A 12,960-nucleotide genomic window follows, 5' to 3' on the forward strand; every position below is an offset into this window, starting at 1 on the left:
AGCCTGGCCCGATGCCCGAGCTGACCGAGGACGCGACCTTCCGTGACGAGGACTGGTACGGCGAGGAACTGTTCGACAGGCGCTTCGTCCGCTGCTCGTTCTTCGAGGTCGACCTCACCGAGGCGGTCAGCCGGGGCGCGGTCTTCGACGGCTGCACCTTCGGCAACGTGAAGTTCAACGCCTCCCGGCACACCGACTCGGCCTTCACCCGGTGCCGCTTCCAGCGGTGCAACCTCTTCGAGGCCGAGTTCACCGGCTGCAAGCTGGTCGGCAGCACCTTCGCCCAGTGTGACCTGCGGCCGTTGACGGTCGCCGGGGGTGACTGGTCGTTCGTCGCCCTGCCCGGCGCCGACCTGCGCGGGGTACGGATCACCGACGTGCGGATGCGGGAGGTCGACCTCACCGGAGCCAACCTGACCGGCGCCACGATCGCCGGCGTCGACCTCTCCGCCGCGCAGTTGCACAGCGCGCGGCTCTCCGGCGCCGACCTGCGGGGCACCGACCTGACCGCGCTCGACCCATTGCTGGTGGAGCGGGCGGGGGCGATCATCGACGCCGAGCAGTCGCTGGCGATCGCTCAGGCGCTCGGCTTCGAGATCCGCTGAAGCCCCGACCACCACCTGATCATCGGGGCCGGCCCGTGTCCTGCGGCGCCGATCTCGCCGGTGGAGGATCCACACACCGGCCGCAGTTGCCCAGTTCACAGTGCGGTTCCGTGCTCCGAAGGGCGCGCCCCCGGACGAGGGCCGCCGTCCGTTCCTTCGCCGGACCGTGGGCGTACGCCGGCGGTAGCGTGGGCGTCGACTGCGAAAGATCCGAAAGGAGTCGCCCATGACCGCGAGCGAGGGCGTGCTGGACAGCCCCACGAGCTGGGTCGCCAGCCACATCCACCGGTATCTCGAGACCGACGGGGCCGACGGGCACGAGTGGCGACCGGGCGTGTTCACGCTGCTGCTGACCACTCGGGGCCGGCACAGCGGCAAGCTGCGTCGCACCGCGCTCATCTACGGGCGGGACGGCGAGAACTACCTGGTCGTCGCCTCGCAGGGCGGCGCGCCCCAGCACCCGGCCTGGTACCTCAACCTGCTGGCCGAGCCGCAGGTCGACGTGCAGGTCGGTGCCGAGCGGTTCACCGCCCGGGCGCGGACCGCCACCGCCGAGGAGAAGCCCCGGATGTGGGCGACGATGGCGAAGATCTGGCCCGCGTACGACGAGTATCAGACCAAGACGGACCGGGAGATCCCGGTGGTGGTGCTGGAACGCGTCTGACCCGCCGTCGTGGGTCGCCGCGGGGTGCCCGGCGGCGTCCGCGCCGGACCCTGGCCGGCCGGTCATCGAAATCCCCACCCAGAAACGCGGGACAGTTTGTCCGTCGCGTTCCGTCGATGGCGTCGTAACTTTCTGCTGTCCCGGTCCGACCATCCTGTGTGGAGGATTGTGCAGATGAGCATCAGTACCGCCCACCGTGTCCGTCCGGTCGCCCAAGCCGGTCCCACCGAGTCGCTCGACGACACGCTCCGGGAGATCCCGCTGCCGCCGTACGTGACCGGCGAGGACGTGCAGTTCGCCCTCCGGGCGGTGGTGGTGCACGCACCTCAGCGCTGGTCCGGTGGGACGATCTGCCGCAACGACGCCAATCCACACCCCTGCCGCCTGCACCGTTGGGGCGCGCGCGTGTTGGCGCTGCGCGGGCTGCGCGATGCCGACATCGACGCGCTCATCGAGCGTGGCGACCCGGCTGCGTCGCTCCCGCCCCGCCCGAGTGCCTGACGTGCCGGGCCCCTGTTCGGGGGCCCGGCACGAGGAACCGCCTCGCGAACGGGGTTGCCTGACGAACGGGCCCCGCTCAGCAGGCGATCGGCTTGACCCAGGAACACTCGAAGCCCTCGGGCACCTGCGATACCTCGGGCGTCGCGGGCGGCGCGACGCGCGCCGCGCCCACGCTCTTCTCGCTGTAGCCCGCGAGCGCGACAGCGATCTGGTCCTCCAGCCCCTTCACAGACGAGGCCAGGTAGTTGTTCAGCAGGATCGAGAACGCCAGCACCCGGCCGTCGGCGTCGGTGACGTAACCGGAGAGGCTGGACGCCCCGGTGAGGCTGCCCGTCTTGGCGTGCACGTTCCCGGCCGCCGGCGTGCCCTGCATCCGGCTGCGCAGCGTGCCGCCGACGAAGCGCTCGGGCTGCCCGGCGATGGGCAGTGCCGCGTACCAGGCGTCGAACCAGGGCTCGGCGCGGACGGCGGCGAGCAGGTCGACGAACTCGCCGGCCGGGATCATGTTGCGACGGGAGAGGCCGGAGCCGTCCCGCTGCCGCAGCGCGCCGGTGTCCATGCCGACGCTCGACACGTACTCGCTGACGGCGGCGAGCCCTGCCGACCAGGTGCCGGAGCCGGCCGTGACCCGGCCGATCTCCTTGGCGAGCACCTCGGCGTGCCCGTTGTTGGAGAGCTTGAGGAACGGCACCATCAACTCGGCCAGCGTCATCGAGTCGTGGCGGGCGACGGTGGCGGCCGCGGTCGGGGTGGGCTGCCCGAGCAGCGTGCGCCCCTGAACTCGTACGCCGTGCCGTTGCAGGGCTGCCCGGAACACGTCTGCCGCGTAGCCGGTCGGCTCCCAGACCGTCACCCAGTCGCTGGCCGGCTCGCCGCCCGTCGCGATCTGACCGGTGACCACGATGGTGTTGCCGCCGTGCTCACGCTCGAACGAGATCGACGTCTCGCCGTCGGTCACCGTCTTCGCGCGGTTGTCGAACCGCAGGTAGCCGGTCGGTGGGGTGGTGGTGAGCACCGGCGCCGCGCCGGCCTGTCTCCCGGGTGCGGCGTGCACGATGACGGTGCCCGCGTCGTAGTCGGTGTCCGGTGCGACGGTCAGCGCGGAGACCTGCGCCGCGTAGTACCAGGGCTCGTCGTCCCAGGTCCAGTCCGGTCCGAGCCGGTTGTGGTCGTACCGGGTGTCGTCGGCGACCAGGTCGCCCTTCACGACGCGTACGCCCGCCGCCGCCACCTGCGCCGCGAGCGCGTCGTAGTCGGCGGCGAGCATGGTCGGGTCGCCGCCGCCGCGCAGGTAGAGGTCGCCGGTGACCACGCCGGCGCGGCGCTTGCCGCTGGTGCGCACGTCGGTGGTGAAGCGGTGGTCCGGTCCGAGCAGCGCCATGGCCGCCGTGGAGGTCAGCAGCTTGGTGTTGGAGGCCGGCACCAGCCGGCGGTCGCCGTTGCGGTTGTAGAGGGTTTGACCGGTCGTAGTGTCCGCCACCACCACCGACGCCTGTGCGCCGGCCAGCCGGGAGTCGGCGAGGATCGCGTCGATGGTCGCGTTCAGGCGGGTCACGGACGGGGCGGGGGATTCGGCTGTCGCACCGGGGGCGCCGGCGGTCGCGGCGGCGGCGACCAGCGCGACCAGCGCGAGCGTCCGGGGGAAGAGACGACGTTGCATGCCTCGATGCTGTCATGGAGATAATCGCCGGGAAAGGTCCAATGGCGAAGGTTTTTGCCGATCCGAGGTTCAGCCGGTGCGCCGTACGGCGGTGCCGGAAGGGTCGTGCGGTGGCGCCGGAACGTCAGGCCGGTTGAGGCTCTCCGGCGTCCCCGGGCGCGGGCGGCGGCGTGTCCGGCTTGGCGAACAGCGGTGCCACGAGCGCGGCGAGCGCTCCACCCAACAGCGGGAAGACGATGAACACCCACAGCTGCCGCAGCGCGGCGCCGCCTTCGAAGACGGCGGGGCCGAAGGATCGGGCCGGGTTGACCGACGGGCCGTCCAGGACGACGCCGACCAGGTGCGCCAGGGCGAGGGTCAGCCCGATGGCGACGCCGGCGACGACGGTCTGCTCGGAGCGGTTGGTCACCACGAGCACCACCAGTACGAAGAGGAACGTCAGCACGGTCTCCAGTAGCGCGGCGCCGAAGCGGTTGATGTGCGCGCCGTATCCGTTGCTGCCCAGCGCCCCGGTCTGGTCGACCACGTCACCCCACCGGGTGAGCACCCACAGCAGGAAGGCGCCGACGGTGGCGCCTGCGAACTGGGCGATCCAGTAGGCGACCGCACCGATCAGCGATGTGTTGCCGGAGAGCAGCACCCCGAGGGTGACCGCCGGGTTCACGTGGCTGCCCGAGAGCGGACCGATCGTGTAGACGAGGGCCAGCATGACGAATCCGAAGGCGAGCGCGACCACCACCACGCCGCCCTGGACCCGGGCGGCCACTGCGCTGCCCACCCCGAAGAAGACCAGCAGCAGAGTGCCGAGGAACTCGGCGGCGTAGCGCCGTATATCCGTCATATCCGCAGTTTATGGGCGCGGCCTCCGGCGTCGTGCCGTTCGGCCGGCCGGTCGCCCCACGGATGTGAGCGAGACGACGACCACGGAGGGCAGAGCGGCCGGGCGTTTCCCGTTGCACGGTGCGTGGACACGCGCTCGGTCGACGTGGTGGTGATCGGTGCCGGTCAGGCCGGCCTCTCCGCCGGGCATCACCTGCACCGGACCGGATTCACGGCTGGAACCGGCTTCGTGATCCTGGACGGCGACGACGGCCCCGGCGGCGCGTGGCGGCATCGCTGGCCGACGCTGACGGTGGACCGGGTGCACGGCTTCCACGACCTGCCCGCCATGCCGTTCCCCGCCGCCGCACCGGACCGCCGGGCCTCGGAGGTTGTCAGCGACTACTTCGCCGCGTACGAGCGGGAGTTCGAACTGCCGGTGGAGCGCCCGGTCCGGGTCGAGTCGGTGCATTCGCTGCCCGACGGGCGGCTGGACGTGCGTACGGACCGTGGGCACTGGACCGCACGAGCCCTGATCAACGCCACGGGCACCTGGAGCCGGCCGTTCTGGCCGCACTATCCCGGCCGGGCCGAGTTCCGCGGCCGCCAGCTGCACACGGCCGACTACCGGGGCCCGGCGGAGTTCGCCGGCCACCGGGTGGTGGTGGTCGGGGCCGGCACCTCGGCGGTGCAACTGCTCGGCGAGATCTCCCCGGTCGCCGCGAGCACGACCTGGGTCAGTCGTCGCCCGCCCGACTTCCGCGAGATCGAGTTCACCCCCGAGCACGGCCGGGCCGCGGTGGCCCTGGTCGAGGCCCGGGTGCGGGCCGGCCGCCCGCCGAGCAGCGTGGTCGGGGTGACCGGACTGGCCTTGACCCCCGAGGTCCGCCGGCTGCGGGAGCAGGGCGTGCTCGATCGTCTACCCATGTTCGAGCGGATCACGCCCGACGGCATCGCCTGGGCGGACGGGCGCTTCGTCGCCGCCGACATGATCCTCTGGTGCACCGGTTTCCGGGCCGCCATCGACCATCTCGCCCCGCTGCACCTGCGTGCCGCCGGCGGCGGAATTGTGATGGACGGGACCCGGGTGGCCGCCGACGGGCGGATTCACCTGATCGGGTACGGCCCCTCGGCGAGCACCGTCGGGGCCAACCGGGCGGGCCGTGCCGCCGTACGCGAAATCCGTGCGCTGCTCGGCTCCACGGCCGCGCTCGACTGAGCAGGATCTATTTGACGGATCGCCCGGCGACGTGCAACGTAGGTGGTGACGGGGCTCTCACCTGCCCCGATACGGGTGGCGGCGACTGAGTGCCGCGCAATCACCTCCAGGTGCACCTGACGCGTGCCCATCACCGGTCTGCGCCGTTCCGACCGCGGTCCGAGAGAATCCACGAGGAGTTCCCACCATGCTCACCATGACCGACAACGCCGTCCTGGTCATTCGCGATCTCGCCAACCAGCAGGACGTCGGCGAGGACGGCGGGGTGCGCATCGCCGCCGACGCCGCGGCGGGCTCGCTCACCGTCGAGTTGGTCGCCGGGCCCACGCAGGGTGACCACGTGGTCGACAACCAGGGGGCCCGGATCTTCCTGGATTCCGACGCCGTGGCGATCCTCGGCGACGCATCGGTCGACGCGACCGTCGACGACCAGGGCATCGTTCAGTTCGGTTTCACCGAGAAGCAGTAGTCCGTTCCGTCGGCACCCCGCGGGCCCTGGGGCGCCGCGGGGTGCCTCGTGCCTCCACCGGTGAATCAGGCGGTCGTGGCGCCCGTACGGTGCCACGACCGCGAGATCCCGCCCGGTTCCCGCCGCGCGGGTGCCGGGTCAGTCATCGTCATCGTCGTCGTCGGCCTGCTCCTGCTCCGCCCGGAGCACCGCGCCGTTGTCCCGGTCGACGTCGATGTCGTGTTCGACATCGCCCGACACGATCTCGACGCTCCAGACCGGGCGGCCGTGCTCCTGCTCCGCCTCGATCTCTGTGATCCGGCCGCCGCCGGCCCTCGCCAGCGCGATCTCACCGGCCCGCTGCGGTCCGATCCGATCGCCGCCGGTGTTCCCCGACGGAGCGCCGCTGCTGGACGGGGCGCTGCTCGGCGTGCCCGCCGTGGTGCTCGGCGCGCCGCTGCTGGCGCTGTCGTCCGGGGTGACGCTGGTGGCGCTGTCGTCCGGGGTGGTCGGGGCGGTGGTGGCGGCGGCCAACGTGGTGTCCCGGTCGCGCCGGTCGTCCGCGACCGTGGCACCGATCGCCACACCGGCCACCGCGAGCACGGCCGCACCGCCGGCCGACGCCAGGAGCATTGAACTGCGCTTCATCGTCTCCACCTCTCTCGATTCCTACCAATGAGGATCGGTCCGGGGCGGATAGGGCGGCGCTGCCGGAAGACTAAGGCCGGGTTAAGACACCGTCGGGGAGCCCTGCGGAGGTGTTTCCCGACGTTCTCTAGGCCCTCGGCGGACCCAGCCGGAGCAGCACCTCGGCCCCGCCGCCCGTCGCCGCACGCAGTTCCAGCCGCCCGCCGGTGGCCTGCGCCGCCCGGCGAGCGATGTCCAGGCCGAGTCCCGTCGAGCCGGCGGCGCTCGCGCCCCGACGGGCCGCGTCAGCCGGCAGGCCCGGTCCCCCGTCGGCCACGGTCAGCACCACCTGCCCGTCGGCGACGGCCAGCCGCACCGTGAAAGGTGTGCCGTCCGGGGTGTGCGCGAAGACGTTGCCGAGCAGGGCGTCCACCGCGGCCGCCAGTTCGTCGGCGGGCACGCCCACCGGCAGCGGGCCGGGCGCGAGGTCGAGCGTCACCGGCCGGCCGGTGTCCTCGGCGAGCACCGACCAGAACGCGACGCGCTCGCCGACGATCGCCGCCGCGTCCGAGCCCGTCGGGCCGGCCGCCGGAGTCCGCCGCCAGCGAGCCTGCCGGATGAGGCCGGTGACGGCCCGTTCGAGACCGTCGACAGCGGCGGTGATCCGCGACGCATCGTCCGGGTCGCGCAGCGACTCCGCCTCCAGCCGTAGCGCGGTCAGCGGCGTACGCAGCCGGTGGGACAGGTCGGCGACCTGCTCGCGTTCCTGCAACAGCAGCACCTGGATCCGGCCGGCCAGATGGTTGAGCGCACCCGCGACCTCCCGCAACTCCGGCGGTCCGGACGGGGTGACCCGGGCGTCGAGTTCGGCGTTGGCGAGCCGGTGCGACACCGCCGAGAGGTCCCCGATCGGCCGGACGAGAGTGCGGGCCAGCCGGTCCGCGACCACCAGACCGATGAGCACCAGGAGCAGGCCGAGCAGGGCGAGCACCAGCCAGGCGCGGGTCACCCCGTCGGTCAGCTCGTCCCGGGGCACCGCGACCCGGATCACCCCGGTGCCGTCGGCCCGGCCCTGCACGGCGATGACGACCTCCCGGCCGGAGGCCGACTCCCCGGTCAGGCTCTGCCCACGGGCGGCCAGCGCGACCGCCGGCGTCCGAGGCACGGGCGTGCCGAGCACGGTGCCGTCGGGCAGGTACACGCTCACCGGCCGGCCGGAGTCGGCAGCCAACTGCTCGACGGTCAGCCGGATGGTGGTCGCGTCGGCGGTGCCCACCACCGGGACCAGACTCTGCGCGTCGGCGGTGGCGCGTACGGTGGCGCGGTCCTCGGCGACGGTGCGCACCAGCAGCGCCAGCGGCACCAGGAACGCGATCAGGATGAGCACGCTGACCGCGGCGACCAGGACCGCCAGCCGGGCCCTCATCCCGCTGCCCGCGGCGCTTCCAACCGCACCCCGACGCCCCGCACGGTGTGCAGGTAGCGCGGATCCTGGGCGCTCTCACCCAGCTTGCGGCGCAGCCAGGACAGGTGCACGTCGACGGTCTTGTCGGCACCGCCGTACGGGATCTGCCACACCTCGGTGAGCAGTTCGCGCTTGGTGACCACCTGTCCGGGGTGGGCGGCGAGGTGGTGCAGCAGGTCGAACTCGCGTGGGGTCAGCTCGACAGGCGCTCCGTCCAGGGTGACCTGCCGGGACCGGGGATCGACACGCAGCCCGCCGACCACGAGCGCCGGTTCGGGCGTGCCACCGCCCGGCGACCGGCGCAGCACTGCCCGGGCGCGGGCGTCCAGCTGCGCCGCGGTGAACGGCTTGACCACGTAGTCGTCGGCGCCGGCGTCCAGCACGCGGACGATCTCCGTCTCGTCGTCGCGGGCGGTGGCCACGATCACCGGCACCGAGCTGACCGCGCGCAGCATCCGCAGCAGCTCGCGTCCGTCCAGATCAGGCAGTCCGAGATCGAGCACGACGAGGTCGGGACGGTCCTCCAGCGCGTCGCGCAGTCCGGCCATCGCGGTCGACGCGGCGGCCACCGCGTGCCCGCGTTCCCGCAGCGCCCGGATCAGCGGCGTGCGGATAGCGAGGTCGTCCTCGATGAGCAGCAGGCGGGCCACGTCTGGCAGGCTAACCGCTGCCGTCGCGTCGGGACGGATCGTTAACCGTCTCTTAGCGTTGCGCCGTGCCGCGGCCAACCTCCGGTCGGGCACACTCGCAGCATGCGCCGCCGTTGGCTCCTCGTCGCCGTCGGGTGGTTGGCCACCGCCGCCGCCGCCACAGTGATCGGCCTCGGCGCGATCCGACTCGTCGGCGAGAGCCTCACCGGAACACCCGGCGGGATGCGCGGCGAAGACGAGATCGCTCGGGCGCTCGCCTCCGCCCCACCTGCACCGGCGTGGTCGGACGCCCCCGCCACCTCGTCGCCGTCCGCGCCGCCGACAGGCGACCCGCCGGCCCGCCGAACCTTCACCACCGGCGGTGGCAGGGCGGTTGCCGAGTGCGTGCCGGAGGGCGTGCGGCTGGTCTCCTGGGCGCCGGCGCAGGGTTTCCGGGTGGGCGACGTCGACCGGGGCCCGGACGACGACGTCGAGGTCAAGTTCGAGGGGGCCGCGGGGGAGTACGAGCTGAAGCTGCGCTGCCTCGGCCGGGAGCCGGTCGCCGTCGAGGACGACTGACGGCCGATGCGCCGTGCGGTGCCGGCCCGGCAACCGCATCGGACGCGCACGAGCGCGCGGCGCCGCCCGACCCAGGTCGGAACGTCGCCGCGCTCTGGCCGTCTCCCACCACCGCAGCCGTTCGGCGGTACGCCAGCGGGGACCTGGCTCAACCGACGGATCGCCGGTCTGAGAACCTCAATCCCCGGCCGGTACGGCTCCAAACCTCGGTGAAGTGGCGAATTCCACCATCTGCGAGTCCCGGAGTGGCACGACGACCGAACGGGTATGGGCCCCGCATGGAGCATTTCACGATCGCGACCGTGGCCGAGAAGAGCCCCGACTTCCGTCGGGTGCTGTGGACCGGTGAGCACACCCAGCTGGTCATCATGACGATCCCGCCAGGCGGTGAGATCGGCGAAGAGGTACACGAGGGCATCGACCAGATCCTCACCTTCGTCAGCGGTACCGGTGAGGCTCGCGTGGCCGGCGAGAAGCGGGAGGTGACGCAGGGCGATCTCGTGGTGGTGCCGGCAGGTACGAAGCACAACTTCGTCAACACCGGCCCCAACCCGCTGGTGCTCTACACCGTGTACGGTCCGCCGGAGCACGCCGACCAGGCGGTGCACCGCACGAAGGAGGAGGCGGACGCCGCGGAAGCCGCCGGCGAGGACGAGCCACCGAACTGACGGAGGCGGGACCGGCTCGTTGGATCCCGCTCGATCGGGGTACCCCTGGCGAGTGGGTCAGCCGCCGATCTCCGACTACGGATTCCTCTCCGACTGCCGCTCCGGCGCGCTGGTCAGCCGGGACGGCTCGGTGGACTGGTGGTGCCCGGGCCGCTTCGACGGCTCCGCCGTCTTCGCCAGGGTAGTCGGACCGCAAGCCGGCCACTTCCGGCTTGCTCCGATCGGCGCGGGCCGGCCCGGCCACCGGGTCGAGCGGGCTTACCACCCCGACACGCTGGTGCTGCGCACCGTGCACCACACCCCCGAGGGAAGCGTCGCGGTCACCGACGCGCTGGCCGCCGAGATCGGGGCTCGGGCGCACCAGCTCGGCATGAACTCCCCAGCCGTGCTGCTCCGCGTGGTCGAGGGACTGAGCGGCCGGGTCCGGATGGCCCTGGAGTACGTACCGCGCCCCGCACACGGCCTGCTCACCCCGTACCTGCACGACCAGTCGGACGGCACCGTGCTCGCCACCGCCGGCCCGGTCGTGCTGGTGCTGGGCGCCAGCGGGCTGTCGTTGCAGGCCGAACGGGACCGGGTGTACCAGGAGTTCGAGGTCTCCGACGGGCAGGTCGTCGGCATCGACCTGGCGTACGGGGAGGCCTACGGGACACCGCCGGTCCGGCTCGACCCGCTGATGACCCTCGCCGAGACGATCCAGGCGTGGGAGGCATACCGGGAGACGCACCAGTACCCCGGCCGTTACCCGGAGCTGGTCCGCCCCAGCGCCACCGTGCTGACGGGTCTCACGTACGCGCGCAGCGGCGCTGTCGCCGCGGCGGCGACGACCTCGCTGCCCGAACGGTTGGGTGGTGATCGCAACTACGACTACCGCTACTCCTGGCTGCGCGACTTCTCCATGACGTTGCGCGCGCTCTGGGTGGCGGCCTGCCCGCACGAGGCCTCCCGCCTTTTCGCCTGGGTGACCCGCTCGATCGGTCGCATCGGCGACAAGCCTGTGCCGGTGGTCTTCGGGCTCGAAGGGGAGCGGGACCTCACCGAGCACGAGTGCCCGCACCTGCCGGGCTACGCCGGGTCCGGGCCGGTCCGGATGGGGAACGACGCCTGGTGCCAGCGGCAGCTCGACGTGCCGGGCGAGATCATGAGTGCGGTCTGGCGGCTGCGCGACTACCTCGGCGACACGTTCGACGAGGAACTGCGCGAGATGGTGCTGGGGCTGACCGAGCAGGTGGCGTCCACCTGGCGGCTGCCCGACCGGGGGATGTGGGAGACGCGCGAGGAGGAGCGCCACTACCTGTCGTCGAAGGTGCTCTGCTGGGCGGCGATGGACCGGGCGGTGAGACTGGCCGACCGGCTCGGCGGCCGGGCAGATCCACGGCGCTGGGCCGTGATACGCGACGAGATCCGCGACACCGTGCTCCGCGAAGGCTGGAACGACCGCATCGGGGCGTTCACCGGCGCGTTCGGCTCCACCGAGCTGGACGCCTCGGCGCTTTTCCTGCCGGTGGTGCACTTCCTGCCGGCGGACGACCCGCGGATGCGCGCGACCATCGCCGTCATCGAGCGCGACCTGAGCACCGAGGGCGGCCTGATCCGGCGCTGGAACACCGACCCGGCCGGCTTCGTGCTCTGCTCGTTCTGGCTGGTCGAGTGTCTGGTGATGACCGGTGAACAGCGGCGGGCCGAGGAGCTCTTCGAGCGTGTCTCCGGGTACGCCAACGACGTCGGTCTGTTCAGCGAGCAGATCGACCTGATCACGGGGGCGCAGCTCGGCAACACCCCGCAGGCGTTGTCGCACATCGGCCAGATCAACGCGGCTTGGCGGTTGACCGACCCGAGCGCGTTCTAAGCAGCTGCCGCTTCCTGGTCGGCCTCAGGCCAGCACCGGCACGCCGGAGACGTCCACCGTCTCCGGGTACTTCAGGCCCGCACCGGTGTTGAGCACCACCACCCGCTCGCCCGCCCGGATCCAGCCGCCGGCGCGCAACTGCCGGGCCGCGGTCAGGCAGGCCGCACCCTCCGGGCAGAGGAGCAGCCCTTCCCGGGCGGCGAAGGCCCGCAGGTCGGTCAGGATCTCCTCGTCGGACACGGCGACGGCCGTGCCGGAGCTGTCCCGCAGGGCGGTCAGGATCAGCTCGTCGCCGAGCGGTGCCGGCACCGTGATGCCGAACGCGACAGTCTGCGCGTCCGCCCATGGTTCGGCGCGCTCCTCGCCGGCCGCGAACGCCCGCACGATGGGCGCGCAGCCGGTGGACTGCACCGCCACCAGCCGGGGCAGCCGGTCGGAGATCCAGCCCAGCTCGCGCAGCTCGTGCAACGCCTTGTGGATGCCGATCAGTCCGACGCCACCACCGGTCGGATAGATGATCACGTCGGGCACCTGCCAGCCGAGCTGCTCGACGATCTCGTACCCCATGGTCTTCTTGCCCTCGAGCCGGTACGGCTCGCGCAGCGTGCCGGCGTCGAAGATCGCGCCGCCGGAGTCGCCGACGAGCTGCGCCACCCGGCGGCCGGCGTCGCTGATCAGGCCGTCGATCAGGCGCAGGTCGGCGCCGGCGGCCACGCACTCGCGCCGGCAGATGGTGGGCGCGTCGAGCGGCATGACGATGGTCGCGCCGATACCGGCCCGGGCCGCGTAGCTCGCCCAGGCCGCGCCGGCGTTGCCGTTGGTCGGCATGGCGATGCGCCGCACGCCCAGCTCACGCGCCCGGCTGATGCCGACCGCCGCGCCGCGGGCCTTGAACGAGCCGGTGGGGATGAGGCCCTCGTCCTTGACGATGAGGTCGGTGACGCCGATCTCCGCGCCGTAGCTGGGGGCGCGCAGCAGCGGCGTCCAGCCTTCACCGAGGCTGGTGACGTGCCGCGGGTCGGCGACCGGCAACACCTCCCGGTAACGCCACAGGTCCGCGGGACGAAGCGGGAGCTGTTCGGGAACGACCGTCCGGGCCACCGCGGCCAGGTCATACCGGGCCAGCAGGGGCGAGCCGCAGTCGCAGAGGTTCTGTGGCCGGTCCGCCGGATGCTCCTTGCCGCAGCGCGGGCACTCCAGGTGGGTCAGATACACGTCGCTCCTCGC

General features: G+C 72.5%; 14 protein-coding genes. 8 read left to right on the forward strand and 6 right to left on the reverse strand.

The annotated features are described in order from the left end of the window. Positions 1 to 11 precede the first annotated feature (11 nt). The 3 genes from BXA10_RS11560 to BXA10_RS11570 all read left to right on the forward strand — a co-directional run bounded on the left by BXA10_RS11560 (position 12) and on the right by BXA10_RS11570 (position 1,770). Positions 12 to 605, forward strand: coding sequence for a pentapeptide repeat-containing protein (locus BXA10_RS11560; protein ID WP_076470320.1), 594 nt, complete (start codon positions 12 to 14; stop codon positions 603 to 605). A 226-nt stretch (positions 606 to 831) separates the two neighbouring features. Further along, the gene (locus tag BXA10_RS11565) at positions 832 to 1,269 is read left to right on the forward strand and encodes a nitroreductase family deazaflavin-dependent oxidoreductase (RefSeq protein ID WP_076470321.1); all 438 of its coding nucleotides are present in this window, start codon (positions 832 to 834) and stop codon (positions 1,267 to 1,269) included. 174 nt (positions 1,270 to 1,443) lie between these two features. Beyond that, entirely contained in the window at positions 1,444 to 1,770 is a 327-nt protein-coding gene (locus tag BXA10_RS11570; protein WP_076470322.1) for a hypothetical protein, read from the forward strand. A 76-nt stretch (positions 1,771 to 1,846) separates the two neighbouring features. Here BXA10_RS11570 and dacB read toward each other — a convergent pair whose 3' ends face one another. Both dacB and BXA10_RS11580 read right to left on the reverse strand, forming a co-directional pair. Further along, a complete protein-coding gene (gene dacB / locus BXA10_RS11575; protein WP_076470323.1) occupies positions 1,847 to 3,430 on the reverse strand; it encodes a D-alanyl-D-alanine carboxypeptidase/D-alanyl-D-alanine endopeptidase in 1,584 nt (527 codons plus the stop codon). Positions 3,431 to 3,554: 124 nt separating this feature from the next. Further along, the gene (locus BXA10_RS11580; RefSeq protein WP_076470324.1) at positions 3,555 to 4,271 is read right to left on the reverse strand and encodes an MIP/aquaporin family protein; all 717 of its coding nucleotides are present in this window, start codon (positions 4,269 to 4,271) and stop codon (positions 3,555 to 3,557) included. Positions 4,272 to 4,394: 123 nt separating this feature from the next. Here BXA10_RS11580 and BXA10_RS11585 point away from each other — a divergent pair, with 123 nt between their 5' ends. Then, positions 4,395 to 5,468: an NAD(P)-binding domain-containing protein gene (locus BXA10_RS11585; RefSeq protein WP_076470325.1), complete on the forward strand. Its 1,074-nt coding sequence runs from the start codon at positions 4,395 to 4,397 to the stop codon at positions 5,466 to 5,468. A gap of 187 nt (positions 5,469 to 5,655) precedes the next feature. Continuing rightward, the gene (locus tag BXA10_RS11590; protein WP_076470326.1) at positions 5,656 to 5,937 is read left to right on the forward strand and encodes an adhesin; all 282 of its coding nucleotides are present in this window, start codon (positions 5,656 to 5,658) and stop codon (positions 5,935 to 5,937) included. Positions 5,938 to 6,075: 138 nt separating this feature from the next. Here the strand turns inward: BXA10_RS11590 and BXA10_RS11595 are convergent, their stop codons facing one another. From BXA10_RS11595 to BXA10_RS11605, 3 genes are all read right to left on the reverse strand, one after another. Next, a complete protein-coding gene (locus BXA10_RS11595; RefSeq protein WP_076470566.1) occupies positions 6,076 to 6,564 on the reverse strand; it encodes a PepSY domain-containing protein in 489 nt (162 codons plus the stop codon). 127 nt (positions 6,565 to 6,691) lie between these two features. Then, a complete protein-coding gene (locus tag BXA10_RS11600; protein ID WP_076470327.1) occupies positions 6,692 to 7,969 on the reverse strand; it encodes a HAMP domain-containing sensor histidine kinase in 1,278 nt (425 codons plus the stop codon). Beyond that, positions 7,966 to 8,658 (reverse strand): response regulator transcription factor, encoded by a 693-nt coding sequence (locus tag BXA10_RS11605; protein WP_076470328.1) that lies wholly within the window; start codon positions 8,656 to 8,658, stop codon positions 7,966 to 7,968. The genes BXA10_RS11600 and BXA10_RS11605 overlap by 4 nt, the downstream gene beginning before the upstream one ends. Before the next feature lie 102 nt (positions 8,659 to 8,760). Between BXA10_RS11605 and BXA10_RS11610 the strand changes: the two genes are divergently transcribed. The 3 genes from BXA10_RS11610 (at position 8,761) to BXA10_RS11620 (ending at position 11,733) form a co-directional block, all read left to right on the forward strand. Beyond that, the gene (locus BXA10_RS11610; RefSeq protein WP_076470329.1) at positions 8,761 to 9,216 is read left to right on the forward strand and encodes a septum formation initiator; all 456 of its coding nucleotides are present in this window, start codon (positions 8,761 to 8,763) and stop codon (positions 9,214 to 9,216) included. A 278-nt stretch (positions 9,217 to 9,494) separates the two neighbouring features. After that, positions 9,495 to 9,884 carry a cupin domain-containing protein gene (locus tag BXA10_RS11615; protein ID WP_076470330.1) on the forward strand — a complete coding sequence of 130 codons (390 nt, stop codon included), beginning with the start codon at positions 9,495 to 9,497 and terminating at the stop codon, positions 9,882 to 9,884. 52 nt (positions 9,885 to 9,936) lie between these two features. Further along, positions 9,937 to 11,733 (forward strand): glycoside hydrolase family 15 protein, encoded by a 1,797-nt coding sequence (locus BXA10_RS11620; RefSeq protein WP_076470331.1) that lies wholly within the window; start codon positions 9,937 to 9,939, stop codon positions 11,731 to 11,733. A 24-nt stretch (positions 11,734 to 11,757) separates the two neighbouring features. Here the strand turns inward: BXA10_RS11620 and BXA10_RS11625 are convergent, their stop codons facing one another. After that, on the reverse strand, positions 11,758 to 12,948 hold the full coding sequence (locus BXA10_RS11625; RefSeq protein WP_076470332.1) for a threonine synthase: 1,191 nt from the start codon (positions 12,946 to 12,948) through the stop codon (positions 11,758 to 11,760). Positions 12,949 to 12,960 lie beyond the last annotated feature (12 nt).

It is taken from the genome of Micromonospora avicenniae (assembly GCF_900156065.1).
Classification (GTDB): domain Bacteria; phylum Actinomycetota; class Actinomycetes; order Mycobacteriales; family Micromonosporaceae; genus Micromonospora; species Micromonospora avicenniae.